General features: G+C 69.5%; 21 protein-coding genes. 8 read left to right on the forward strand and 13 right to left on the reverse strand.

Annotated features, from left to right (window positions below):
* Nucleotides 1–7 precede the first annotated feature (7 nt).
* Both gluP and GDIA_RS06975 read right to left on the reverse strand, forming a co-directional pair.
* Nucleotides 8–3,430: a glucose/galactose MFS transporter gene (gene gluP, locus GDIA_RS19650; RefSeq protein WP_012553755.1), complete on the reverse strand. Its 3,423-nt coding sequence runs from the start codon at nt 3,428–3,430 to the stop codon at nt 8–10.
* A gap of 136 nt (nt 3,431–3,566) precedes the next feature.
* Nucleotides 3,567–4,202, reverse strand: a complete 636-nt coding sequence (locus GDIA_RS06975) for a LysE/ArgO family amino acid transporter (protein ID WP_012553756.1) — start codon at nt 4,200–4,202, stop codon at nt 3,567–3,569.
* 153 nt (nt 4,203–4,355) lie between these two features.
* Here GDIA_RS06975 and GDIA_RS06980 point away from each other — a divergent pair, with 153 nt between their 5' ends.
* The 8 genes from GDIA_RS06980 to GDIA_RS07015 are packed head-to-tail and all read left to right on the forward strand — an operon-like array spanning nt 4,356 to nt 12,316.
* Entirely contained in the window at nt 4,356–5,810 is a 1,455-nt protein-coding gene (locus tag GDIA_RS06980; RefSeq protein WP_012223142.1) for a tetratricopeptide repeat protein, read from the forward strand.
* Between the two features lie 4 nt (nt 5,811–5,814).
* On the forward strand, nt 5,815–6,717 hold the full coding sequence (locus GDIA_RS06985) for a LysR family transcriptional regulator ArgP (protein ID WP_012223135.1): 903 nt from the start codon (nt 5,815–5,817) through the stop codon (nt 6,715–6,717).
* Between the two features lie 3 nt (nt 6,718–6,720).
* Nucleotides 6,721–8,115 (forward strand): aminotransferase-like domain-containing protein, encoded by a 1,395-nt coding sequence (locus tag GDIA_RS06990; RefSeq protein ID WP_012223133.1) that lies wholly within the window; start codon nt 6,721–6,723, stop codon nt 8,113–8,115.
* Between the two features lie 55 nt (nt 8,116–8,170).
* A complete protein-coding gene (locus GDIA_RS06995) occupies nt 8,171–8,488 on the forward strand; it encodes a putative quinol monooxygenase (protein ID WP_012223131.1) in 318 nt (105 codons plus the stop codon).
* Between the two features lie 14 nt (nt 8,489–8,502).
* Entirely contained in the window at nt 8,503–9,723 is a 1,221-nt protein-coding gene (locus GDIA_RS07000) for a Tm-1-like ATP-binding domain-containing protein (RefSeq protein WP_012553757.1), read from the forward strand.
* Complete coding sequence (locus GDIA_RS07005; protein WP_012553758.1) at nt 9,710–10,540, forward strand: phosphoenolpyruvate hydrolase family protein; 831 nt, start codon at nt 9,710–9,712, stop codon at nt 10,538–10,540. The genes GDIA_RS07000 and GDIA_RS07005 overlap by 14 nt, the downstream gene beginning before the upstream one ends.
* A 14-nt stretch (nt 10,541–10,554) precedes the next feature.
* The gene (locus GDIA_RS07010; protein WP_012553759.1) at nt 10,555–11,679 is read left to right on the forward strand and encodes an L-dopachrome tautomerase-related protein; all 1,125 of its coding nucleotides are present in this window, start codon (nt 10,555–10,557) and stop codon (nt 11,677–11,679) included.
* 22 nt (nt 11,680–11,701) lie between these two features.
* A complete protein-coding gene (locus GDIA_RS07015; RefSeq protein WP_012553760.1) occupies nt 11,702–12,316 on the forward strand; it encodes a nitroreductase family protein in 615 nt (204 codons plus the stop codon).
* A gap of 13 nt (nt 12,317–12,329) precedes the next feature.
* On the opposite strand, the gene GDIA_RS07020 is transcribed toward GDIA_RS07015, so the two are convergent.
* From GDIA_RS07020 to GDIA_RS07070, 11 genes are all read right to left on the reverse strand, one after another.
* A complete protein-coding gene (locus GDIA_RS07020) occupies nt 12,330–13,352 on the reverse strand; it encodes an MYG1 family protein (protein WP_043459233.1) in 1,023 nt (340 codons plus the stop codon).
* Nucleotides 13,353–13,497: 145 nt separating this feature from the next.
* Nucleotides 13,498–15,006, reverse strand: coding sequence for a complex I subunit 4 family protein (locus GDIA_RS07025; RefSeq protein WP_012553762.1), 1,509 nt, complete (start codon nt 15,004–15,006; stop codon nt 13,498–13,500).
* A 122-nt stretch (nt 15,007–15,128) separates the two neighbouring features.
* Nucleotides 15,129–17,048 carry a DNA mismatch repair endonuclease MutL gene (mutL, locus tag GDIA_RS07030; protein WP_012553763.1) on the reverse strand — a complete coding sequence of 640 codons (1,920 nt, stop codon included), beginning with the start codon at nt 17,046–17,048 and terminating at the stop codon, nt 15,129–15,131.
* A gap of 53 nt (nt 17,049–17,101) precedes the next feature.
* A complete protein-coding gene (locus tag GDIA_RS07035; protein WP_012553764.1) occupies nt 17,102–17,620 on the reverse strand; it encodes a DUF3035 domain-containing protein in 519 nt (172 codons plus the stop codon).
* 44 nt (nt 17,621–17,664) lie between these two features.
* A complete protein-coding gene (gene lspA, locus GDIA_RS07040; RefSeq protein ID WP_012553765.1) occupies nt 17,665–18,189 on the reverse strand; it encodes a signal peptidase II in 525 nt (174 codons plus the stop codon).
* Entirely contained in the window at nt 18,186–21,104 is a 2,919-nt protein-coding gene (gene ileS, locus GDIA_RS07045) for an isoleucine--tRNA ligase (protein ID WP_012553766.1), read from the reverse strand. The genes lspA and ileS overlap by 4 nt, the downstream gene beginning before the upstream one ends.
* Before the next feature lie 105 nt (nt 21,105–21,209).
* A complete protein-coding gene (locus tag GDIA_RS07050; RefSeq protein ID WP_012223110.1) occupies nt 21,210–22,157 on the reverse strand; it encodes a bifunctional riboflavin kinase/FAD synthetase in 948 nt (315 codons plus the stop codon).
* The gene (gene mtnC, locus GDIA_RS07055; RefSeq protein WP_012223109.1) at nt 22,154–22,867 is read right to left on the reverse strand and encodes an acireductone synthase; all 714 of its coding nucleotides are present in this window, start codon (nt 22,865–22,867) and stop codon (nt 22,154–22,156) included. The genes GDIA_RS07050 and mtnC overlap by 4 nt, the downstream gene beginning before the upstream one ends.
* 13 nt (nt 22,868–22,880) lie before the next feature.
* Nucleotides 22,881–23,420, reverse strand: coding sequence for a 1,2-dihydroxy-3-keto-5-methylthiopentene dioxygenase (locus GDIA_RS07060; protein ID WP_012223108.1), 540 nt, complete (start codon nt 23,418–23,420; stop codon nt 22,881–22,883).
* Complete coding sequence (locus GDIA_RS07065) at nt 23,417–24,043, reverse strand: methylthioribulose 1-phosphate dehydratase (protein WP_012553767.1); 627 nt, start codon at nt 24,041–24,043, stop codon at nt 23,417–23,419. The genes GDIA_RS07060 and GDIA_RS07065 overlap by 4 nt, the downstream gene beginning before the upstream one ends.
* A 47-nt stretch (nt 24,044–24,090) precedes the next feature.
* Nucleotides 24,091–24,357 carry a twin-arginine translocase TatA/TatE family subunit gene (locus GDIA_RS07070; protein WP_012553768.1) on the reverse strand — a complete coding sequence of 89 codons (267 nt, stop codon included), beginning with the start codon at nt 24,355–24,357 and terminating at the stop codon, nt 24,091–24,093.
* Nucleotides 24,358–24,493: the final 136 nt, after the last annotated feature.

Genomic DNA, 24,493 nt, shown 5'->3' on the forward strand with positions numbered 1-24,493 from the left:
GCCGCTGCTACCCCATCAGGGACCTGATCCCGGGCAGGATCGCCACCAGCAGCCCGGCGGGCGGCGGTTTCACGCCGTGGGTCCGCACCACGCCGGCAAACGACTCGACCACCGCCTGGTCGGCTGCGATCCGTGCCACGGCATCGCGCCGCTGCGCGTCGTCCAGGGGGCCGGACAGGGCGGCCAGCCCGATGCGGGCCAGGGCCGCGATGTCCCGCGCCACCGGCAGGCCCTGTTCCAGCGCGCCCACGCCCTGCGCGACCGTGGCGAAGCGATCCCCGCACGCGGCCCACGCGCCGAGTTGCGCCCGCAACGCCTCCGCCACGCCGCGATCCCCGGCGGCGAAGCGCGCGGCCAGCGCGTTGAACCGCATCGCGGCGATGGGGTCGGGGGATGCGATTTCCGCCAGTTCGTCGAACCGCACCTGGCCGCTGCGCCGGACGAAGCTGTTCAGGGCGTAATTGCGCACCGGCATCACGGCACCCATCAGGCAGGCGACCGCCCCGGGATCGGCGGGCGCCATGCGGGCCTGCATCCGATAGGCGTTCGCCCGCGCCTGCAGGCCGGTCACCTCCAGGCGGTTCGCCACCTCCGCCAGGCGACGGTCCATGTCATCGACATCGCGGGTCTGCGGCTGCGACCAGAACCGCTCGGCTATGGCGGCGGCGCGCGGCCACAGGCGCGCATCCAGCGTTTCGTCCGTGACCAGTTCGCTCCACAGCGGGGCCTCGCCGCCCAGCACCAGCTTCTTCTGCGCGGCGTCCAGCGGCGGCAGGGCGGGGTCGAGCGTGAAGGCGTCCACCAGGGGGCCCATCGTCACGCGCTTGATATCGGCCTGCGCGCGGGTCAGGCCGCTGGCCTGCACGTCCAGCGGATCGACCCGGTAATGCTGCTCCGCCGGGTTCAGCAGGTCGAGATAATAGCCGGCCGAGACCACGACCGGGTGGCCCGCCCGGGTGGCGGTGCCGATGAATTTGGACGACCGCCAGGCCTCGACCACCACGCTTTTGGGAATCGGGGCCGCGCTGACCTCGTCCCAGCCCACCATGATCTTGCCCTGGCGGGCCAGCACGGATTGCACCCGCGCGGTAAAGGCCGCCTGCAGCGACGCGGTGTCCGCGAAGCCGTGGGCCTTCATGAACGCCGTAATCTTCGGATTGCGGGTCCATTGTTCGGCCTGCACCTCATCGCCGCCGGCATGGAAATAGCGATCCGGGAACAGGCGCCCCATTTCGCCGTATAGCTGCGTGACGAAGTGCAGCGTGGCATCCAGCGTCGGGTTCAGCGCCGCGTCGTCGGGGTCCGCCATGGCCGGATCGACCGGCTGGGCCGCCAGCGCGGGATAGGCCAGCAGGATGGCCAGCGCGTGGCCGGGCGTGTCGAATTCCGGCATGATGCGCACGCCGCGATCGGCGGCGTAGGCGACCAGGTCGCGGATCTGGGCCTGGGTATAGAACTGGCCATGCGACCCCTGCCGCTGCAGGCCTGGGAACAGCCGGCTTTCGACCCGAAATCCCTGGGAATCGCCCAGATGCAGGTGCAGCACGTTCAGCTTCACCTGTTCCATCGCGTCGATCTGCCGATGCAGGGTCTCGATGCGCATGAAGTGGCGCGAGACGTCGATCATGATGCCGCGCCAGGGAAAGCGCGGCCGGTCGTCGATATCGGCCTGCATCAGCACCGGGCCCTGCGGCCCCTGCGCCGCCAGTTGCGCCAGGGTGGCGAACCCGTCCAGCACCCCGGCGGGACCGGCGGCGTCCAGCGTGATGCCGTCCGGACGGACGGCCAGGTGGTACTGCTCCTTCTCGCCCAGGGCGAGGAAGGACGGATCGGCCCCGTAGCGGACCCGCAGCATCGCGGCCCCCGCCGCGTGGTCGTCGGCCGGCAGCACCCGGCCGGCCAGCCGGTCCAGGCGTGCCCTCAGCCGATCGGCCGCGCGGCGCAGCAGGGGTGTCGGCGCATGGTCCCACTGCACGGCCAGGCCGTTGGCCAGGGACAGGGTCTGGCCGGAATAATGCGCCGAGGCGGGCAGCGGCATCAGCGCCGGGGCCGCCGCCCGCGCCTGCCCCGCCGGCAGCGCCACGGCCAGCACCGCGCCCAGCGCCGCGGCCGCCACGCCGCCCGCCATGCCGCCACCGGCCCCCGGACCGGCAATCGCCGTCCGCCGCCGCATCAGGCCGACATAGGCCAGGATCACCAGATAGGACGGGGCCGCGACCAGCACGAAGGCGGCGTGCGCCCCGCGGGTCTGCGCCAGATGCACGAAGACCTGCGGCAGCACCGCCCCGCCCGAGAACGCCATCACCAGAAGCGCCGCCGCGCGGTCGGCATGCCGGTCCATCATGCGCATGACCACCGGAAACAGCGCCGGCATGATCATGGCGTTGGCAAAGCCGAGCAGCGCCACGCACAGGACCGAGACCAGCCCGCTGCTGACCCACGCCGCCCCGCACAGCACCAGCCCCAGCCCGCAGGACAGACCCATGTACTGCAGTTGCGAGACCAGGCGCGGCACCACGGCCATGCCCGCCAGGTAGCCCGCCATCATCGCCGCCAGGGTCAGGGCGGTGAAATATTTGGTGACGTCCAGCGACAGGCCGAATCCGCGCCCGTACATCCCGATCGCGTCGCCGGCCATGACCTCTACCCCGACATAGAGGAACGTGCTGAACACGCCCAGGCACAGCAGGGGAACGCCGCCCCGCGCCGGCCCCTCCGCATGGCCGGCCGCGTCGGCCGTGTCCTCCCGGCCGATGGCGATGGATGGCAGGCGCGCGCGCAGGATCCATACCGCCAACCCCAGCAGCAGCACCGCCATGGCCAGATAGGGCGCATGCACCGCATGGGTGAAACGGGCGAGGACGGCGTCACGCGCCGCCGCCGACGGCGCGGCGCGGACCTGCGCCGCGATGCCGCCGATATCGCGCATGACCAGCCCGGCGAACACCAGCGGGGCGACGATGCCCGCGCACTTGTTCGCCGTGCCCATGATGGCGATGCGCTGCGCCGCGCGGGCATGCGGGCCCAGCAGGCTGACATAGGGGTTGATCGTCACCTGCAGCAGCGACAGGCCGGCGCCGATGACCCCCAGCCCGGCCAGCGCGCCGGGATACCAGCGCGCGGTCACGCATTCGCCGAACAGCGCCGTCCCGCCCGCCATCACCATCAGCGAGACCGCCATGCCGGCTTTCAGCCCGGTGCGGCGCGCCAGCAGGGTGGCGGGAATGGGAAACACGAAATAGGCCAGGTAGAAACAGGCCGGAACCAGGAACGCCGCGACATCGCTGAGGTTGAAGGCAAGCTGCACGAAGGTGATCAGCGGCCCATTGAGCCAGGTGACGAAGCCGATGCTGAAGAACAGGATCGCCATGATGACGATCGGGCGCCAGCCATGGGCGCCGGCCGGACTGGTCACGGACGGGGTCGTCAAGAGGCTGTTCCTTCCGGCGGCGAAAGATGGGACGTCACGATGACGATAGCACGCCCCGCCGAATGGCCCAGATGCCTTCCGCCATCAGCACCGGTGTAGGTCCGGAAACGCGCGCCGGATCGCCACCAGCGCGCGTTTACGGACCGACGCTGCGGGCGGCGAGCACGACGGCCATGACCATCATCACCGCCGCCACCATGCTGTCCAGCACCCGCCAGGCGGCGGGACGGGCGAAGACCGGCCCCAGCAGCCGCGCGCCGTAGCCCAGCACCACGAACCACAGCGCGCTGGCCGTGGCGGCCCCGGCGACGAACAGCGGCCGCGCCCCGCCGGGCAGGGCCCCGCCGACCGCCCCCATCAGCAGCACCGTATCCAGATAGACATGCGGGTTGAGGTAGGTGAACGCCGCCGCCCGGCCCATCGTCCCGGCCAGCGTATCCGGCCCTTCCGCGCCGCCGGTCACCAGCGCGCCGGGTGCCAGCGCGCGACGCGCCGCGCTGATCCCGTACCAGGACAGGAACACCGCGCCGCCCAGGGACATCCCCCAGGTCAGTTGCCGGACCAGCCCCGGCAGCGTGTGCAGCAGCATGCCGATGCCCGCCACCCCGGCCGAGACCAGCAGCAGGTCGGACAGGGCGCAGAACGCCACCACGGGCGCGACGTGCCGTTGGCGCAGCCCCTGGCGCAGGACGAAGATATTCTGGGCACCGACGGCGACGATCAGGGCGGCGGCCAGGCCGAAGCCGCTGGCAAAGCTGGAAGCGAAAAACATGGCGCTTCCATGCCGGGCGGAGGGAGCACAGACCAGCTTAAGTTTCTATCCCCGATTAAGGAGATCTAAATTAAAAACCGGAGGACCCTTCAAAACACGACGGCCGCCGCGTAGGCTCCCGCCCCTGGGTTCATCACCGGCGGGGGCGACGTCATGCATCGGAACAGGCCGTCCATCCTGCCCCTGTCATTGTGCGCGTCCGGGGAAGAAGGCGACGTCCTGCAGCAGGCGGGACGATTGGAGGAATCGGAACAGGCCTATCTGCGCGACCTGGCGAAACGTCCCGACGATGCGCGCCTGCTGATCAATTACGGCAGCCTGCTCTGCTCGCTGGGCCAGTACCAGAGGGCCCACGACATTCTCATCCATGCGATCCGGCTGGCACCGGACCTGCCCGAAGGGTGGGGAAATCTCGGCTGTGCCCTGATCTACATGCAGCAATATCAGAACGCGGTCGCCGTCCTGCAAAGCGGCCTGGAGCGCAAGCCGGTCCTGCCGGTCGCCTTCAGCAATTTGGGCGTCGCACTGGACAGGCTGGGCCGCCACGACATGGCCCAGATCTTTCACCGCGAAGCGATCCGGCTGCTGCCGGACGATGCGAGGCGCCACAGCAACTATGCCATATCCCTTCTGGCACAGGGGAAATACCCCGAAGGCTTCAGGGAATATGAATGGCGCTGGACCACGCTGGACATGCGCGCGCACCGCCCGGCCACGCCGCAATGGCAGGGCGAGCCGTTCGACGGAAAAACCCTGCTGATCCATACCGAAGGCGGCTTCGGGGACATGATCCAGTTTTCCCGTTTCATCCCGCTCGCCGCCCGCCGGGGCGGCCGGGTCGTGACCGGCGTGCGCAGGGAACTGCTGTCGCTGCTGCGGGATTCATTTCCCGGCCTGACCTTCGTCCCCCACGACGAACCCGCGCCGCGTCACGACCTGCACTGTTCGGTGCTGAGCCTGCCCCATGCGCTGGGTATCGCAATGGCCGACATTCCCGCCGCGTCGGGCTTCCTGCGCGCCGACCCGCGCAAGGTGCGGCACTGGGCGGCACGGCTTGGCGCGGAGGGTCCCGCCCCGGCCGGACCGACCCGCCCGGTGCGGATCGGGCTGGTCTGGGCGGGTGCCCCGCATCGCGGGGTGCGGGAATACGAGCAGATCGACAAACGCCGTTCGACGGACCTTGCGACCTTCGCACCGTTTGCCGCCGTATCGGCCGATTTCGTGTTCTACAGCCTGCAGATCGGGAACCGGGCCGACCAGGCGCGCACGCCGCCGCCCGGCATGGTCCTGATCGACCATACCGGCCTGCTTCATGAGTTCAGCGACACGGCCGCCCTGGTCGCCAACCTGGACCTGGTGATCGCCGTCGATACGTCCACGGTCCATCTCGCCGCCGGATTGGGCAAGCCCGCCTGGATGCTGTCCCGCTTCGACCAGTGCTGGCGCTGGCTGTCCGGCCGGACGGATTCCCCCTGGTACGACAGCCTGCACGTCTTCCGCCAGAGCCAGCCCGGCGACTGGTCCGGGCCGGTGCGGGACATCACCGCCGCGCTGCATGCGCTGGCCGAGGCGCGTCATGCCGCCCCGTCCGCGATCGGGAGGATCTAGATCCATGCTGGACTATGCCGCGCTGTCGGCCGTGGCCTCGGTCGCGCGCGAGGGCAGTTTCGAGCGCGCGGCCAGCGCGCTGGGGGTGACGCCGTCCGCCGTGTCGCAGCGCGTGCGGGCGCTGGAGGACCGGCTGGGCGCGATCCTGATCGTACGGGGCCAGCCCTGCACCCCGACCGCGATCGGCGCGCGCCTGTGCGCGCATGTGGACCGGGTGCGCCTGCTGGAAGGCGAGATGGCATCCGCGCTGCCGGCCCTGGCGGGCCAGGGGGCCGAGGCCGGGCCGCCGACCATCCGCGTCGCGGTCAATGCCGACAGCCTGGCCACCTGGTTCATCCCCGCCGTCGCGTCCTTCGCCGGCCGGGGCGACCGGCTGGTCGACCTGGTCATCGCGGGCGAGGACCATACCGCCGAACGGCTGCGATCGGGCGATGTCCTGGCCGCCGTCACTACCGACCGCACCCCCGTCCAGGGATGCCGGACGGTGCCGCTGGGTGCCCTGCGCTACGCGGCGGCGGCGTCCCCGTCCTTCATGGCGGCGTGGTTCGCGGGCGGCGTGGATGCGGCGGCGCTGGCCCGCGCCCCGGTCCTGCGGTTCGATCGCCGGGACCACCTGCACGAACGATGGGCCCGCGCGGCGCTGGGAACCGCCCCGGACGCGCCGACCCACTGGATTCCCTCGGCCCACGGGTTCGTCGATGCGGCGCTGGCCGGCCTGGGCTGGTGCGTGAACCCGCTTCCGATGGTGGCGGAGCACCTGGCCGCCGGCCGCCTGGTCGGCCTGGCGGCGGGACGATACCTGGACGTGCCGCTCTACTGGCAGCATGCGCGCATCGGCACGCGGCTGCTGGACGCGCTGACCCGCGACGTGGTCGCGGCGGCGGCGCGCGGCCTGCTGGACGGGTAGACGATGCGCCACCATTCGCCCTGGACGCCCCACCTGGCCGAGGGCGCGCAATCACCGGCCGAACGACTGGCCGAGGCGCTTGGCGGCGATATCCTGTCGGGCAGCCTGAAGGTCGATGACCGGCTGCCGGCGCATCGCGACCTGGCCTGGCGGCTGGGAATCGGCGTCGGGTCGGTCACGCGGGCCTATGCCATCCTGGAACGGCGCGGACTGGTCCGGAGCGTCCATGGCCGGGGCACCTTCGTCGCCGCGCGCCCGGACCAGGCCAGCGACCAGATCGACCTGGCGACCAACATGCCGCCGCCCATGTTCAGCGACAGGGCGCTGGCCCGCACGCTCAACCGGCTGGCCCGCACCATCGACCCCAGATTGTTCAACATCTATCCGCCCGTCGCCGGGCATCTGGAACACCGCCGCATCATGGCGCGCTGGCTGGCGGCGCTGGGAACCGAGGCCGAGCCCGAACGGCTGCTGCTGACCAGCGGGGCGCAGCAGGCACTGAACGTGGCCCTGACCGTCGCGCGGCCCCATGTCGGCTATGCCGTGACCGAGGCGCAGACCTATCCCGGCATGCTGGGCGTGATGCGCCAGGCCGGCCTGGAGATCGAATCCGTGGCCATGGACGCCCAGGGCATGCTTCCCGCGTCGCTCGAGGCCGTGCTGACCCGCCGGCGGCACCAGCGCGCCGTCGTCTACCTGACGCCCACCATGCAGAATCCGACATCCGCGACCATGGAGACGGCGCGGCGGCAGGACATCGCGCGCCTCTGCCGGCGGGCGGATGCGCTGGTGATCGAGGACGGCGTGTATGTCCGCGAGCGCGATCCCGCGCGGCCGTCGCTGCTTGACCTGGCGCCGGAGCGGACCTTTCACGTCAGCAGCCTGTCGAAGATCCTCAGTCCGGGACTGCGTATCGGCGTGCTGATTCCCCCGCCCCGCCACGCCGGGGCGTGCCTGCCCGCGCTTCTGGCGTCCTCGCTGATGATCGCCCCCCTGTCCTACGCGATGATGGCGCAATGGATGCAGGACGGCACGGCCGAGAGCGTCCGCACATCCCTGCACGCCGAGGCGATTCGCCGTCAGGACCTGGCGGTTTCCATCCTGGGGGAGTGGATGGCCGCCCCCACCTATCACGCCTTTCATGCCTGGCTGCCGATGCCGGCCGCCCAGGCGGAAGAGATGGTCGGGCGCGCGCGGATGCTGGGCGTTTCCCTGCCCGGCCCGCATACGTTCAGCAGCGGCGATGCGGCCGCACGCACGGCAGGCGGCGGGACGGGCGTCCGGCTTGCCCTGGGAAGCGTCACGTTTCGTACCCTTCCCGAAGCCCTGCGGCGCGTCCGGCAGGCCTGTGACCTGTCACAGGCAAAAGTGTCACGTGACACTATAGCGATATCCTGAAAGTGTCCCCCGCGGTTAGGGTTGCGCCGTTCGCACACACGGTCGGAGACCCGCCATGCCCGATGATCCGCAAGGCCCCGTGACGATCGTCGCGACGTTCCATATCCAGGACGAGCACGCGGAGGAGGTCCTGGCTGCGATCGCCGCCTGCATCAGGGCGTCACGGCAGGAAGCCGCCAATCTGTCCTATACCTGCCGCCGGGACATCCATGATCCGCTGCATCTGGTCTTCGTGGAACAATGGAAAAGCCTTGCCGCGATCGAGGACCATGAAAGGCAGCCCCATTTCCTGGCGATGAAGGCGATGTTCGACCAGGGCAAGGCCGGCCCGCTGAGCGTCACCCTGCTGCAGGACGTGCCGGCCCTGGCCTGAGAATGGGGGAGATCATGATCCCGTCCGTCTATCTTCTGGGAACGGCGGATACCAAGTTCGCGGAACTGGACTATCTGCGATCGGTCCTGACCGGACGGGGCGTCGGCAGCCATATCGTGGATGTCGGCACCCGCGAGGACCCGTGCGCCGCCGACATCACCGCGCGACAGGTGGCGGCCTGCCACCCCGATGGCGCTGCCGCGGTCTTCTGCGGCGAGCGCGGGCGCGCCATCGCGGCGATGTCCGAGGCGCTGCGGCGTTTCCTGCCGGGCCGCGCCGACCTGGCCGGCGTGATCGCGATCGGCGGCTCCGGCGGCACGGCCCTTGTCGCGCCGGCCCTGCAGGACCTGCCGATCGGCCTGCCCAAGATCCTGGTTTCCACCGTCGCATCGGGAAACGTGGCGCCCTATGTGGGCGAATCCGATCTGTCCATGGTCTATTCGGTCGTCGACCTTCAGGGGCTGAACCGTATTTCGCGCACCATCCTGGCCAACGCCGCCAACGCCATGGCGGGCATGGTGCTGCACCCCGCGCCGCATGATGCCGGCACGCGTCCGGCGGTGGGCATCACCATGTTCGGCGTCACCACACCCTGCGTTACGGAGGCGATGCATATCCTGACAGGGGATTTCGAATGTCTTGTCTTCCACGCCACCGGAACCGGCGGGCGGTCGATGGAACGGCTTGTGCGCCAGGGCATGATCGGCGGCGTGCTCGACATCACCACCACCGAGTTCTGCGATTTCGTCGCGGGCGGCATCTTCCCCTGCGAGGCCGGGCGCCTGGATGCCGTCGCCGCGACCGGTGTGCCCTATGTCGGAAGCTGCGGCGGGCTGGACATGGTCAATTTCGGCGCCCGGGATACGGTGCCGGACCGGTATCGCGACCGGGTTTTCGTGCAGCATAATCCGTTCATCACGCTGATGCGCACGACGGCCGAGGAATGCGGGCAGATGGGACGCCTGATCGGCGCGCGCCTCAACCGCTGCCACGGGCCCGTGCGCTTCTATTATCCGGAAAAGGGCTTTTCCCAGCTCGATCGTCCTGGTCAGCCCTTTCACGATCCGGCGGCGGACGCGGCCTTCCGCGACGCGCTGGCGTCCACGCTGGAACAGACCGATCGGCGGCGTTTCATCAGCCTGCCGCTTGCCCTGAACGACCCGGCCTTCGCCCAGGCCATGGTCACGGAATTCCGCACCCTTTTCGAGGAGAGTCATCCCTATGCCCCGCATTGAACGCAGCACCATCCTTGCCCGCCTGCACAGGATGATCGACGACCGCAAGCCGATCATCGGCGGCGGCGCGGGGACCGGCCTGTCCGCCAAGTGCGAGGCGGCCGGCGGCATCGACCTGATCGTCATCTACAATTCCGGCCGTTACCGCATGGCCGGGCGCGGATCGCTGGCCGGCGTCCTGGCCTATGGCAACGCCAACCAGATCGTCATGGACATGGCACGCGAGGTCCTGCCCGTCGTCCCGAACACGCCGGTCCTGGCCGGGGTAAACGGCACCGATCCGTTCGTGGATTTCGACGTGTTCCTGGACGACATAAGCCGCGTCGGGTTTTCGGGTATCCAGAATTTTCCCACGGTCGGCCTGATCGACGGAAACTTCCGCAAGAACCTGGAAGAAACCGGCATGAGCTACAGCCTGGAGGTCGATGTCGTCGCCCGCGCGCGCAGGAAGGACATGCTGACGACGCCCTATGTCTTCGACGTGGCGCAGGCGAAGGACATGGCCGGGGCCGGGGCCGATATCCTGGTCGCCCATATGGGGCTGACGACGGGCGGCAGCATCGGGGCCGAGACGGCCTTCACGCTCGAGGATTCCATAAAGCTGATCAACGAGATCACGGACGCCGCGAAAACCGTGCGCGACGACGTGATCGTGCTGTGTCATGGCGGCCCGATCGCGATGCCGGCCGATGCGCAGAAGGTGCTGGACGCCTGCCCGGACTGCCACGGCTTCTACGGTGCATCCAGCATGGAACGCCTGCCCGCCGAAACGGCACTGGTCGAACAGACCCGGACATTCAAGGCCATGACGCGCTAGAAGAGGAGCCAGACATGCCTGTCTCACTTCGCGTTTTCCTCCCTGCCCTGGCGGGGGCCGCCCTGGCCCTGATGGCACCGGGTGCGCGGGCCGCATCCTATCCGGGTTCGGCCCTGCGGACGGCCTATGCGTCCGGGCGGATCATGAATGCGGTCACGCTTTCCGACACCGGGCGCGTGTTCCTGTCCTTTCCCTATTGGGGCGGCGGCGGCGACGGCCCGACGGTGGCCGAGAAGATGCCGGATGGGTCCGTGCGTCCGTTCCCCGATGCCGCGTGGAACGACTGGACCCATTCCCATGACGCGGCGCACAGCTTCGTGCGCGTCAACGCGCTGCGCATGGGGCCGGACGGATTGCTGTGGATCGTGGATTCCGGCGAAGCGAATGTCGGGGGGAAGCCCAATCCGCCCGACGGCGCGCCGGCCAAGCTTGTCGCGTTCGACATCGCGACGGGCCGGCCGGTCCATGTGATCACCCTGCGGCAGGGCACGACGCCACACAGCTATGTGGACGATCTGCGGTTCCATGGCGACACGCTGATCCTGACCGACGCCGGGGACCCGGCGCTGATCCTGGTCGACCTGCGCACCGGCCGCCAGCGCCGCGTCCTGTCGCACCAGGCCAGCACGACGGACGAACGCCCGATGCGGGCCGAAGGCCGCGTGATGATGACCGGCAACCGGGAAGCCCGCGTCCACGCGGACCAGCTGGAGGTTTCGCCCGATGGCGGCACCCTGTATTTTCAGCCCAGTTCCGGTCCGATGTCGAAAATCCCTATGGCGGACCTGGAGAATCCCGGCCTGACGGATGCGCAGCTCAATGCCCGCGTCACGCCATTTTATAATACGCCGACGACCGGCGGCACGGCCATCGACGGGGATGGCAACCTGTATGTGTCCGATGTGGACCGGCTGCGCATCCTGAAGATCACGCCGCAGGGCCAGGGGTCGGTTTTCATCGCCGATCCGCGCCTGGTCTGGGCGGATGCGATGTGGATCGACCGCAAGGGAACGCTATGGATACCGGCGGTCCAGCTTGATCGCACCGCCACGTTCCAGCGCGACGGCGTGTCGCGTGTCAGGCTGCCGGTCAGCATCTTCACGCTCGACGCCCACCTGCCCCCCGCCCATGATGACTGACGGAACAAAGGAGAACCCCGTAATGACCCTTGATGTTGCCAGCGCCATTCTCAAACGCCGGGCCACCAAGAATTTCGATGCCGGCCACCGCATGCCCGCCGGCGATCTTGATGCCATTCTCGGCCTCGCCCGCCGGATGCCGACAGCCTTCAACATCCAGAACTGGCGTTTCGTGGCCGTCAGCGATCCGAAACTGCGCCAGGATATCCGCAAGGTCGCGTGGGACCAGCCGCAGGTGACCGATGCGTCGGTCCTGCTGGTCCTGTGCGCCGATATCAAGGCCTGGGAAAAATACCCCGCACGCTACTGGGAAAATGCGGATTCATCCGTACGCGATTTCATGGTGGGGGCGATCGACCAGTATTATCGCGGACGCGAAGACGTCCAGCGTGACGAGGGCATGCGGTCCTGCGGCATGGCGGCAGGTGCGATCATGCTGCTGGCCGAAAGCATGGGCTACGCCACCTGCCCGATGGACGGTTTCGATTTCGCGGCCGTCGGCAAGCTGATCAAGCTGCCGGCGGACCACGAGATCGTCATGTTCGTGGCCGTGGGAAAGCCCGCGTCCGAGCCCTATCCCACGGGCGGCATCCTGCCGGCCGACGAGATTATTTTCGAAAACACGTTCGGGGCGTAACCGGACGATCCGGTCACGCGGGAAGCGGGGCGGCGCCGATCTCCAGCGCCAGGCGCGCCATCCTGATCGCGCCGTCCCGGCTTCCCGCACCACAGATGAAGCGCGCCGGGTGGGCGAACACGGCATCGGGAACGCCGGAGATGCCGGCCAGCGCCTCCCGCTCCAGGCCGCGCCACGCTTCGGGCAGCGGCACCCGCTGCCCGAAATCACCCCGGACCGGGGGGACGGCCTTCACGTTCCACTGGCCGGTACCGGTCGGGGAGACCACGTAGACGACCGGAAGATCGTGCTCGAAAATCACCTTTTCGGTCGGCATTCCGGTTTCCATGACCAGAATGCGCTTGTCCTCCGCCGTGTCATAGGCCGTCAGCACCCGGTCCGTGGCCTTCAGGCTGGCCCGCGCACGATCGACCACATTGACCAGATGCGACGCCACGGCGACCGCGGCGTTTGCAAAGCCCCTGGCCTCTCGCGCCCTGGCTTCCTCCGGCCCGTACAGTTCGGCGGTATCCCAGGCCGGTCCGCAGGCCGACACGATATCCGCCAGGGACAGCTTTCCCATCTTCGCGACCCCATTGTCGTCCTGGTCGATCGGCAGGATCAGCGACTTGTCGATGGCCTGCCAGATGGCGGCAACGGTGGAATCGTCCAGGGGCGTTTCGAGAATGTTGCGAATCGCCGCGACGCCGTAATCCTTCCACAGCAACCCGGCCGCGCTGTAAGGCGTGCCGTCCTCGCGCAACGGCTTGTCCTTCATGTGATGGTCGTATCGCCCCTTGGCGGGTGCGTACAGGCCGCCGACGTCGAACACGATGTCGGACGCCTGAATGCGCTCGGGCGCGCGCGTGCGCGCGAAGATCAGCCGATCGCCGGGCTGTGCCTCCAGCACGCGGGCGCGCAGGTCCCCCTGCGGCGCAAGCGCGTAGTGGAGGATGACATATCCCAGCGTCTCGTCGGCGTGGAAATTCCCCGAATGGGTCAGCGCCCGAATGGGTGCGGTCCCGTTATCGAGACCAATGGGGGTATGCTCGGACATCATCGGGCCTGCTGACAAACATGGGTTGATTTCTGGTCGGCCCCGTCATGCCGCACGGGCGGCGGCCGGACAATAGGCTTCGCCACAGCAAAACGGGCAGGCACGGCGTGCCTGCCCGTTTCGGAGCGATCAGGATTGGGACGGTTCAGCGTGCGGCGAGGTGGATCGGCGCGGCGGCAGAGGCCTGGGCCGGCGCCGCGACGGCATGGACCACCGCCGGGTCGAAGACCCGCAGGAAGCTGGTCGGGTGGATGCCCATCCACAGCGTGACCAGGGCACAGGGCACCAGCACCGCCAGTTCCGGCCCGGTCAGGTCGCGCAGCATGGCCACCACCCCGTGCCCGGCGGCGCCGAACATGACCCGGCGATACAGCACCAGCATGTAGACCGCGCCCAGAATCATGGTGCTGCCGGCCAGGAAGGCCACCCAGAACGAGACGTGGATCGCGCCGACCATCACCAGCAGTTCGCCGACGAAGGACCCGGTGCCCGGCAGGCCGATATTGGCCATGACGAACAGCATCGCCAGCGTCGCCAGCACCGGCATCTTGTGCGCCACGCCGGAAAACGCGTCGATCGACCGCGTTTCCGCCCGCCACGAGACAGCGGCGACGCAGAAGAACAGCGCGGTGATGATCACGCCGTGGGACAGCATGGTGAAGATCGCGCCGTCGATCCCTTCGGGTGTCAGGGTGAACAGGCCGACCGCGATCACCCCCATGTGCGAGAACGAGGAATAGGCGATCACCCGCTTCATGTCGGTCTGGGCCATGGCGATGATCGCGGCATAGATCACCGCGATGACGCCCAGCGTCAGAATATAGGGGGCGAACAGCCGAGCCGCCTCGGGGAACATCAGGACGCCGAACCGCAGCAGCCCGTAGGCGCCGGCCTTGGACAGCACGCCCGACAGCAGGGCCGAGGTCGGGGTCGGGGCCTCGGTATAGGCATCGGGCAGCCAGGCATGCAGCGGGAACAGCGGCAGCTTCACCCCGAAGGCCAGGACGAAGCCCAGCAGCAGCCAGCACTGCATGGCGCGCGGGAACGTTGCCTGCATCAGCGTGGGAATATCGGTCGTGCCGGTCATGTTCCACATCGTCAGCAGCGCCAGCAGCATGAACAGCGAGCCGCCGAAGGTGAACAGGAAGAACTGGATCGACGCCCAGACGCGCTTCGGGCCGCCCCATACGCCGATCATCAGGCTGCCCGGAATCAGCGTCGCCTCGTAGAAGACGTAGAACAGCACCAGGTCCAGCGCCGAGAACAGGCCGACCAGCGTGGTTTCCAGCAGCAGCACCGCCAGCATGTAGTCGCGCACCCGGGTCGTCACCAGCTTCCACCCGCCAATGACCGCCAGCGGGGTCAGGAAGGTGGACAGCAGGACGAACAGCAGGCTGATCCCGTCCACGCCCGCATGGTACGAAATGCCGAAGGACGAGGCCCAGCCGACCTGCTGGACGAACTGGAAGCCCGGCAGGGACGGATCGAATTCGCCCCACATCACCACCGACAGGCCGAAGACGATCAGGCTGGTCCACAGCGCCACCCAGCGCGACGCGCCCTCGACAGCCTCGGACGTGCCGCGCATCAGGAGGATGGCAAGCGCACCGCCGAGGGGCAGGTACGTGACGAGGGGGAGCAGGATCGGATGCACGTCGGTCTCATCGTCCGTGAAAGATGGCGGAAGCCTATCCCCGTTCGGACGGCGAGACCAGCCCACACGCCGCTCACGTTCTGCCGAGGACGTACGATTTCCCTTGCATTGGCTGCATGGGACTATTTGCGGCCGAAGAGTTTTTCCAGGTCCGTGCGGCTCAGCTTCAGCCAGGTGGGCCGCCCGTGCGAGCAGGTGCCGGCGCGGGGGGTCCGTTCCATGTCGCGCAGCAGCGCGTCCATTTCCGCGCGGGTCAGGCTGCGGCCGGCGCGGACGCTGCCGTGGCAGGCCATGCGGGCGATGACGGCATCCAGCCTGCCGTCCAGGGCGCCGGTGTCGCCCGGGTCGGCCAGGTCGTCCTCGGCCAGTTCGTCGGCCATGTCGCGCAGCAGGCCGGCGGGGTCGTCCGTGCCCAGCAGGGCCGGCAGGGCGCGCACCAGTACCGCGCCGCCGCCGAACGGTTCGATTTCCACCCCCAGCGCCGCCAGCGTGCCGGCGAAGGACAGCAGCAGGTCGGCCTGGCCGCGCGGCAGGGTGACGACTTCCGGCAGCAGCAGGCGCTGGGCGCGCAGGGTGCCGTCCAGATAGCGCGCCCGCAGCCGTTCATGGGTCAGCCGTTCGTGCGCCGCGTGCTGGTCCACCAGCACCAGCGATCCGTCGCCGGACACCGCGACGATATAGGTCCCCATGACCTGCGCCACCGACGCCCCCAGCGGATAATCGGCCGCATCGGCCAGAATGGCAGCGTCCGGGGGCGCGGCGTCCGGGCCGCCGGCCCCTGCCCCGCCCGCCGCACCGGCATCGGGCGGCGGGGCGGCGGGCGGGTCGTCCAGCACCCGCGCGGCCGGGGCGCCCAAATCCAGGCGCGTGCCGGCCAGCGAGTCGCGGCCCGGGGCCGAGAAGATCGCGGGCGCGGGCGCCGCGGCCGGCGCCAGGCCGGCCGATGGCGCGTCGGCGGACGGATACCAGATCCGCGACGCCGTGGCGGGCCGCGATTGCAGCAGGCCGGGCCGCACCCCCGCGACACCGGCCCCGCTGCCCAGCGCACGGCCCAGCGCGCCGATGACCAGCCCACGCACGGCGGCGGGGTCGGCGAAGCGCAGTTCGGTCTTCGCCGGATGGACGTTCACGTCAACCAGGTCGGGCGGGATGGTCAGCGACAGGGCGACCACCGCGTGCCGGCCGTGTTCGATCACATGCCGGTAGGCCACGCGCACCGCCGTGCGCAGCACCGGGTCGACCACCGGCCGGCCGTTGACCAGCAGGATCTGCCCCGACGCCGTGGCCCGGTGTACCGAGGGGCCGCAGGCGAAGCCGTCCAGCACCAGGTCGCCGCGCCGGCCTTCGACCGGCAGCATGCCGTCCGCGCCCTCGGATTCGAGAATTGCGGCGACGCGGGATTCCAGGTCCTGGGCCGGCAGGTCGAACACCACCCGGTCGTCCAGTTGCAGGCGGAACGCCACGTCCGGCACCGACAGGGCCAGGCGGCGCACCGTAATGTCGGCATGGCCGGCCTCGACCCGGGGGCTCTTGAGGAATTTGCGCCGGGCCGGGGTGGCGAAGAACAGGTCCTCGACCGTCACGCGGGTGCCCGGGGGGCCGGCGCAGGGGGCGGGCGCGCCCACCAGCCCGCCTTCCACCGACACGCGCCACGCGCTGTCGGCCCCATGGGGGCGGGACGTGACGGTCAGCCGCGCGGCGGCGCCGATCGATGGCAGGGCCTCGCCCCGGAAGCCCAGCGTTTCGATCCGCACCAGCGTCTCGTCGCGCAATTTGGAGGTGCAATGCCGCTCGACCGCCAGCAGCAGGTCGTCCGGCGTCATGCCGCAGCCGTCATCGACGACCTCGATCCGCTCGATACCGCCGCGCTCCAGCAGGACGGCGATGCGCCGGGCCCCGGAATCGATGGCGTTTTCGACCAGTTCCTTCAACGCCGCGGCCGGCCGTTCGATGACCTCGCCGGCGGCGATGCGGTTGACGACCTGTTCCGACAGGCGCCGGATGACCGGACGGGCGGGCGGGCTGGACGAGTCGCGCATCATGTCAGGCTAGAGCAGAACGCGACCGCGCCGAAGAACCGATCGCGGGAGAGGGATCAGGACTTGCCCTGGACCGTGGGGGTCGCGCCCTGCGTCGGGCTGTTGCCCAGGGCAGCATTCCGGCGCAGGCGACGGTTTTCGGCCTGGCCGTCCACCACGTTGCCCGCCCCGCCGCCGTTCCAGAACATCAACTGGTCGATGAAGCCCTGCCCGGCCTTGCCCAGTTCGCCCTTGTCGGATGCGGTGGAGGCGTCGTCGGCCTCGTCCACCAGGGCGGCCTGGCCCGAGCTGGGGGCGCCGTCGGCGCTTTGCAGCGCGACGTTGGGCGACAGGGTTTCCAGCGCCTGCAGCCGCGGGCTTTCGTCCTGCGGGCGCGCGGCGTCGCTGTGCGGGGGCGCCAGTTCCTGGGTCGGCGGCATGGACAGCGGCGCGCGCGTCGTCACCGTATATTCGTCCGGCAGGTCGCGTTCCAGGCCGAAGGCCCGGTTGACGTCCGCCCCCGTGCAGCCGGAAAGGAGGAGTCCGCCCGACAGCAGGAGCGTGAACGGAACGAGACGGGAGAGCATGGGCGCCATGCTTCGCCTCATACCGCTCCCGCACGTTTCGGGCAAGAGTTCGCTCAGGCCCCGGGCGCGCGGGAACGCCGGTCGGTCAGGCTGTCGAACAGCAGGACCGCGACGCCGCAATCGATGGCCGCGTCGGCCAGGTTGAAGACCGGCCAGGACCAGCCATAGGCATGGGCATGGATGAAATCGACGACCGCGCCATAGTGCATCCGGTCGATGACGTTGCCCACCGCGCCGCCCATGATCGCGCCCAGCGCGCCGGCCACCCAGGGGCGCGTGGTGCGCGTCACCCACACCCCCAGCAGCAGCACGATCAGCAGCGAGACGACCGAAAACACCACACGGCCGATTCCGGCCATGCCGCCCAGCATTCCAAAGGTGATGGCGCGGTTCCAGACCATGGTGAAGTTCAGGCCCGGCAGCAGCGGAACCGACCCCCGGTCCGGCAGGTCGAACCCGTGCAGGATCCAGTATTTGCTGCCCTGGTCCAGCAGCAGCACCGCGACGAACAGGGCGGCACCCAGGGCACGGCACAGCCGGGCCGGACCCGGGATGGCGGGCAGGACGGCCTCGCTCATGCGACCGGCCCGCGGTCGGGCCGGGATTCGACGACCTCGACGCAGCGCAGGCACAGTTCGGGGTGGGCCGCATGGGTCCCGACCTCGTCCAGCACCTTCCAGCAGCGGGCGCATTTATGGCCGCTGGCGGCCGAGATGACCGGGGCGCCATGGATGCCCACGCCGCCGCCCGCCCCGCTGTCCGCGCCTTCGGCGCCGTCCGTGCCGGCCAGGTAGATCGACGCGGCGCCCGGTTCCACCGTCACCGAGGCCTGGGACACGATGGCCAGTTCGCACCAGTCGATATCCGCGAAGCGCGCGGCCTCTTCCGCCGACAGGGGCAGGTCCAGCGCGGCCTGGAGGGACGAGCCGACGACACCGTCGCGGCGCGCGGCCTCGATTTCCGTCGTCACCACGCGGCGCACCGCGCGCAGCGTGGTCCAGCGGTCGGCCAGGTCGGGGCGGATCCATTCCTCGGGCAGGGTCGGGAAGGCCTGCAGATGCACGCTGTCGGCCTCGCCGAAGCGGGCGGTCCAGGCTTCTTCCGCCGTGAAGACCAGCACCGGGGCCATCCAGGCGCACAGGCAGCGATGCAGATGGTCCAGCACCGTGCGCGCGGCGCGGCGGCGCAGGCTGTCGGCACCGTCGCAATAGATCGCGTCCTTGCGCACGTCGAAATAGAACGCCGACAGGTCGGACGCGCAGAAGCCGTGGATCGCGCCATAAAGCCCGACCCATTCGTGGCTGCGCACCGCGTGGGCGACCTGCCCGCCCAGTTCGGTCAGGCGGTGCAGCACCCACTGTTCCAGTTCGGGCATCTGCTCGTAGGGGACGCGTTCGGCCTCGGTGAAGCCGTCCAGCGCGCCCAGCAGCCAGCGCAGCGTGTTGCGCAGGCGGCGATAGAGTTCGCCCTGCTGCTTCAGGATCTCGCCGCCGATCCGCAGATCGTCGTTGGTGTCGGAATTCATCACCCACAGGCGCAGGATGTCGGCGCCCAGTGAATCGTTGACGTCCTGCGGGGCGACGACATTGCCCAGCGACTTGGACATCTTGCGCCCCTGCTCGTCCAGCACGAAGCCGTTCGTCACCAGGGCGCGATAAGGCGCCACCCCACGCGTGCCGACGCTTTCCAGCAGCGAGGACTGGAACCAGCCGCGATGCTGGTCCGATCCTTCCAGGTACAGGTCCGCCGGGAAAGGCAGCCCGTCGCGGCCCAGCACGAAGGCGTGGGTCGAACCGCTTTCGAACCAGACATCGACGATGTCGAAGACCTGTTCGTAATCGTCCGGGTTGCGGTCCTCGCCCAGGAAGCGGGCGGCGGGGGCGCTGTACCAGACATCCGCGCCCTCGGTGCGGAAGGCGTCCACGATGCGCTGCATCACCGCCGGGTCGCGCAGGACCTCGCCGGTACGCTTTTCCACGAAGACCGCGATCGGCACGCCCCAGGCGCGCTGGCGGCTGATGCACCAGTCCGGCCGGCCCGCGACCATCGAGGTCAGGCGGTTGCGGGCCTGCGCGGGGACGAAGGTCACGTCCTCCAGCGCCCGCAGCGCGCGGGCGCGCAGGTGCCCGTCACCATCCATGCGGATGAACCATTGCGGCGTCGCGCGATAGATCACCGGGGCGCGCGACCGCCAAGAATGCGGGTAGGAATGGACCAGCGTGGACCGCGCGACCAGCCCGGCGGGCGCCGTGCCGTCCTGGTTGGCGCGCTCCATCGCGGCCGACAGCGCGGCACAGACCGGGTCGGCGGCCTTGAAGACATGCGTGCCGGCGAACAGCGGCACCCAGTCGGCATAGCGCCCGTCATCCAGCACGATTTCCGGGACCTCGATCCCGTTGGCGACGGTCAGGGCGAAATCGTCCTCGCCATGGGCGGGGGCCATGTGGACCAGGCCGGTGCCGGCATCGGTGGTGACGAAGTCGCCGCCCAGCAGCGGGACCTCGAAATCATAGCCCTCGCCCCGCAGCGGATGGGCGCAGACCGCGTCGGCCAGGGCCTCGCCCGGCAGGGTGTAGAGCACGTAATGCTCGGTGATCCCGGCGGCGGCGCAGAACGGCGCGATCAGGGATTCGGCCACCAGCAGGCGGGCGCCGGGTTCCAGCGGGGCCTCGTCGGTCACGCCGTCGACGCGCAGCACCGCGTAGGTGATCTCCGGCCCGAAGGCGATGGCGCGGTTGCCCGGGATGGTCCAGGGCGTGGTCGTCCAGATGACGGCCGAGACATCCTGCAGCGCGCGGCCCGGGGTCGGGTCGTGGATAAAGGGAAAGGCGACATGGATCGTCGTCGATTCATGGTCGCGATATTCGATTTCGGCCTCGGCCAGGGCGGTCTTCTCGACCGGGCTCCACATTACCGGGCGCAGGCCGCGATACAGCAGCCCGTTCAGCAGGAAACGGCCGATTTCCTCGACGATCGTGGCTTCCGAGGAAAAATCCATCGTGGCGTAGCGATGGTCCCATTCCGCCTGGACGCCCAGGCGGCGGAATTCGGCGGCCTGCACGTCCAGCCATTTCTGGGCATAGGCCCGGCATTCGGCGCGGAACTGCAGGACGGGCACGGAATCCTTGTCGCGCCCGGTCTTGCGGTATTCTTCCTCGATCTTCCATTCGATCGGCAGGCCGTGGCAGTCCCAGCCCGGGCGGTAATGCACCGCGAAGCCCGCCATGCGGTGGGCGCGGTTGATCACGTCCTTCAGGATCTTGTTCAGCGCGTGGCCGATATGCAGGTTGCCGTTCGCATAGGGCGGCCCGTCATGCAGCATGAAGGACGGGCGGCCTTCGGCCTGGGCGTGCAGCCGCTCGTCCAGGCCGGTCCGGGCCCAGTGCGCCAGAATCTCCGGCTCCCGCTTCGGCAGGCTGCCCCGCATGGGGAAGCTGGTTTTCGGCAGGAATACCGTGTCCCGATAGAGATCCTGTGGCTTCGACTCGGTCATGACCCTGAATTTCTGACTGCTGACAGCGTGAAGCGGCGAAGCCGCGAAAGCCCAACCTTATGCGGAGGCCGACACCCCCCGGTCAAGCCGCCAGCCCTCGGAGCCTCAGGTCCCGGTGCGGGAAAGCGTGTCCAGGTACGCGCGCGCGGTCGCGGCGTCCTCGGCGATCTGGGCCTTCAGGGCGTCCAGCCCGGCGAAGCGCCGTTCCTCGCGCAGCAGGGTGTGCAGCCCCACCGACAGGGTCTGGCCGTACAGGTCGCCGTCGAAATCCAGCAGATGGACCTCCAGCCGGCTTTCCTGCCCGTCATCGATGGTCGGACGGCGGCCGATATTGGCGACGCCGGGCCAGGCGCGGCCGTCAGCCAGGCGCACGGTCACGGCATACACGCCCCGCGCCGGTTCCAGGTGCCGGCCCAGCGGCACGTTGGCGGTGGGGAAGCCCAGCAGGCGCCCCCGCTTGTCGCCGTGCTGCACCACGCCGCGGATCGACCACGCGCGGCCCAGTTCCTCGGCCGCGCGTTCGGGATAGCCGTCCTGCAGCAGACGGCGGATGCGGGTCGAGGAATAGGGACCGCTGGCATCGGTCAGAGGCGGAACGGCGGTCAGCCCGATGCCCAGTTCCTCCGCCCGGTCGGCCAGGAAGGTGACGTTGCCGCCGCGCCGGTGGCCGAAGACGAAATCGGCGCCGCAGCCCAGATGGCGCAGGCCCAGCCCCTCGTGCAGCACGTCGGTCACGAAGCGTTCCGCGCTCATGGCGCTGAAGGCGGCGTCGAACGGGATCTGGAACACATGGCGCACGCCCAGGGCGGACAGCGCCGCCAGCCGTTCCTCGGGCAGGGTCAGGCGAAAGGGCGGGTCCTGCGGGCGGAACAGTTCGCGCGGGTGGGGTTCGAACGTCACCACCGCCAGACCCAGGTCGGGCCGGGCCGCATGCAGCAGATGGACCAGATGGGCATGGCCCAGATGCACGCCGTCGAAATTGCCCAGCGCCGCCGCCATGCCCCGCGCCTCGGCCGGGATATGGCGCCAGCCGGTATGCAGGTGCGCCCTCATGCGGCAACCGGCAGGGCGAAGCGGCGTGCCACGTCGTCCAGCGTCGTGGCGACGGGATGGCGGTCGCCAGCCACGGTGCCGTCTTCCGGCCGGACGAGCTGGCAGGTGCGCAGGCCGGCTTCCTCCGCCGCATCCAGTTCGGCCGTGATGTCGGACAGGAACAGCGTGCGCCCGGCGGCCCAGCCGGTTTCAGCCAGGATGGCGCGATAGCTGCCGGCCGCGCGCTTGCCACCGATGCGCAGGTCATAAAAACCACTAAACAGTCCGGCGACGTCGCCGTCGGTGGTGTGGCCGTAGATCAGGCGCTGCGCGGCCTCGGAGCCCGAGGAATAGACCGCGAGCCGCAGCCCCGCTGCCCGCCAGCGCCGCAGTGCCGGCACCACGTCCGGGTAGAGCGTCGCGCGCAGGGCGCCGGTGCGATACCCCTCTTCCCAAGCCAGGCCCTGCAGGGCCTTGAGCGGCCCGATCTTCTCGTCCCGGTCCATCCAGGCGTTCAACTGGTCCAGCGGGGGCACGCCGGGGGCCAGCGCCGCGATATCGGCCACGGCCGCGCGCACCGCCGGATCGTCCGCCCGTTGGGCCAGCAGGCCGGGCATCGCCGCGCGGGCGTAGGGAAACAGCACCTGGTGCACGAAGGCGACGGGAATCGTCGTACCTTCGATATCCAGCAGGACCGAGTCGATTGCGTCCGTGGACGCCGTCACCACCATATCCGCCAGCCCCTCAGCTAACGGGAAAGCGCCGGGCGATGTCGTCGCCCGTATAATCCGCGATCCAGCCGGTCGTGTCGGTGAACACGCGCAGCGCCACCACGTCGGGAGACAGCCCGGCATCGAACCAGTGGGGCGTCCCCCGGGGGACCGAGATCAGGTCGCCGGCCGTGCAGCACACGTCATAGACCCGGCCGTCGACATGCAGCACGAAATTGCCGCTGCCATGGACGAAGAACCGGACCTCGTCCTCGCTATGCGTATGTTCGGAGAGGAACTTGTCGCGCAGGGCCGTCAGGTTGGGGGTGGCGGCGTTGATGCGCACCACGTCGGCGGACCCTGCCCCGGTCTCACCCATCAGCTCGTCCAGATAGGGGCGGTAGGTGTTCAGCACCGCGTCGGGCGTGGCGTCGAGCGGGGGCACCACGGGGCTGTCCCAGCGTTCGAAGCGCGCACCGATGCCGCGCAACGCGTCGGCGATGACGGCCGCGTCGTCGGTCCGCAGGACGATGTCGTCCGGGTCGTCGTCGCGATAGACGGTCAGGTGGCTCATCGTGCGACCTTCCTTCTTTCCAGTTCGCAGGCCAGCAGGAATTCCAGGCCCTCGAGCCGGGCGAGGGCAACGTCCATCGTCCCGCCCCAGACATACACGCCGTGGCCGCGAATGACGTAGCCCGCCGGCATCCGGCCCAGATACGGCGCCACGACGCCGGACAGGCGGGCGATGTCCTGGTCGTTGTCGAAGACGGGCAGGCGCACGGTCGTGTCGTGGGTCTGCTGGCCCTCGAACACCTTCAGCACCTCGTAGCCCGACAGCAGGATGGCATCGCCCTGTTCCATCATCGACAGCACGGTCGAGGCGACGGAATGGCCGTGCAGCACGGCCCCCACATCGGGTGACGCCTCATAGACCTGGCAATGCAGCAGGGTTTCGGCGCTGGGCCGGTCGCCGACGCGCACCGCGCGCCCGTCCGCCGTGACCTCGATCACCCCGTCCGCGGTCAGGTGGCCCTTGTGGCCGCCCGATCGGGTGATGGCGATCCGCCCGTCCGGCAGGCGGCGGCTGATATTGCCGGCCGTGGCCGGCACCCAGCCGAACCGGTCCATCCGCCGGCCGGCCGCGATAATATCCTGCACCGCGCCGGCCCACGGGTCGGTCGAAATCATCGTGTCCATGTCGATCCTGGGTCGATCCGGGGTCGCTGGCCCGTCAGGGCCCGCCCTCACGGCGTGGAGGAGCCGGACGGGCGCCCCGTGCCCGAGAAGCTGGCATCACGCTGCACGGTGCCGGCGGCGGGGCCGGGCGGGGCGATGTGGCCGCCGGGGCCCGCGCTGCCTTCCATGGTTTCGTCATCGGCCATGTTCTTCTTGAACGATTTGACCCCGCGCGCGACGTCGCCCATCAGCGTGCTGATCTTTCCGCCGCCGCCAAACAGGACCAGCACGACCGCCAGGACGATCAGCCAGTGCCAGATGCTCAAGCTACCCATAACACATCCTCGATTCCGCGCCGCGACGCGAAGCTGCTTTCACCCGGGGCCGGTGCCGGTCGGCCCGATCCGTCCCCATCACATGGAACCACGGCGTTCGTCATGCAAGCGCCGTTTTCTCGCTTCGCCCCCATCG

It is taken from the genome of Gluconacetobacter diazotrophicus PA1 5 (assembly GCF_000021325.1).
GTDB lineage: Bacteria > Pseudomonadota > Alphaproteobacteria > Acetobacterales > Acetobacteraceae > Gluconacetobacter > Gluconacetobacter diazotrophicus.

What these genes read in the sequence shown, in the direction of transcription:
- GDIA_RS06975 (WP_012553756.1), bottom strand. Translation starts at nt 4,202, where the DNA reads ATGTTTTTCGCTTCCAGCTTTGCCAGCGGCTTCGGCCTGGCCGCCGCC.
- GDIA_RS06980 (WP_012223142.1), top strand. Translation starts at nt 4,356, where the DNA reads ATGCATCGGAACAGGCCGTCCATCCTGCCCCTGTCATTGTGCGCGTCC.
- GDIA_RS06985 (WP_012223135.1), top strand. Translation starts at nt 5,815, where the DNA reads ATGCTGGACTATGCCGCGCTGTCGGCCGTGGCCTCGGTCGCGCGCGAG.
- GDIA_RS06990 (WP_012223133.1), top strand. Translation starts at nt 6,721, where the DNA reads ATGCGCCACCATTCGCCCTGGACGCCCCACCTGGCCGAGGGCGCGCAA.
- GDIA_RS06995 (WP_012223131.1), top strand. Translation starts at nt 8,171, where the DNA reads ATGCCCGATGATCCGCAAGGCCCCGTGACGATCGTCGCGACGTTCCAT.
- GDIA_RS07000 (WP_012553757.1), top strand. Translation starts at nt 8,503, where the DNA reads ATGATCCCGTCCGTCTATCTTCTGGGAACGGCGGATACCAAGTTCGCG.
- GDIA_RS07005 (WP_012553758.1), top strand. Translation starts at nt 9,710, where the DNA reads ATGCCCCGCATTGAACGCAGCACCATCCTTGCCCGCCTGCACAGGATG.
- GDIA_RS07010 (WP_012553759.1), top strand. Translation starts at nt 10,555, where the DNA reads ATGCCTGTCTCACTTCGCGTTTTCCTCCCTGCCCTGGCGGGGGCCGCC.
- GDIA_RS07015 (WP_012553760.1), top strand. Translation starts at nt 11,702, where the DNA reads ATGACCCTTGATGTTGCCAGCGCCATTCTCAAACGCCGGGCCACCAAG.
- GDIA_RS07020 (WP_043459233.1), bottom strand. Translation starts at nt 13,352, where the DNA reads ATGTCCGAGCATACCCCCATTGGTCTCGATAACGGGACCGCACCCATT.
- mutL (WP_012553763.1), bottom strand. Translation starts at nt 17,048, where the DNA reads ATGATGCGCGACTCGTCCAGCCCGCCCGCCCGTCCGGTCATCCGGCGC.
- GDIA_RS07035 (WP_012553764.1), bottom strand. Translation starts at nt 17,620, where the DNA reads ATGGCGCCCATGCTCTCCCGTCTCGTTCCGTTCACGCTCCTGCTGTCG.
- lspA (WP_012553765.1), bottom strand. Translation starts at nt 18,189, where the DNA reads ATGAGCGAGGCCGTCCTGCCCGCCATCCCGGGTCCGGCCCGGCTGTGC.
- ileS (WP_012553766.1), bottom strand. Translation starts at nt 21,104, where the DNA reads ATGACCGAGTCGAAGCCACAGGATCTCTATCGGGACACGGTATTCCTG.
- GDIA_RS07050 (WP_012223110.1), bottom strand. Translation starts at nt 22,157, where the DNA reads ATGAGGGCGCACCTGCATACCGGCTGGCGCCATATCCCGGCCGAGGCG.
- mtnC (WP_012223109.1), bottom strand. Translation starts at nt 22,867, where the DNA reads ATGGTGGTGACGGCGTCCACGGACGCAATCGACTCGGTCCTGCTGGAT.
- GDIA_RS07060 (WP_012223108.1), bottom strand. Translation starts at nt 23,420, where the DNA reads ATGAGCCACCTGACCGTCTATCGCGACGACGACCCGGACGACATCGTC.
- GDIA_RS07065 (WP_012553767.1), bottom strand. Translation starts at nt 24,043, where the DNA reads ATGGACACGATGATTTCGACCGACCCGTGGGCCGGCGCGGTGCAGGAT.
- GDIA_RS07070 (WP_012553768.1), bottom strand. Translation starts at nt 24,357, where the DNA reads ATGGGTAGCTTGAGCATCTGGCACTGGCTGATCGTCCTGGCGGTCGTG.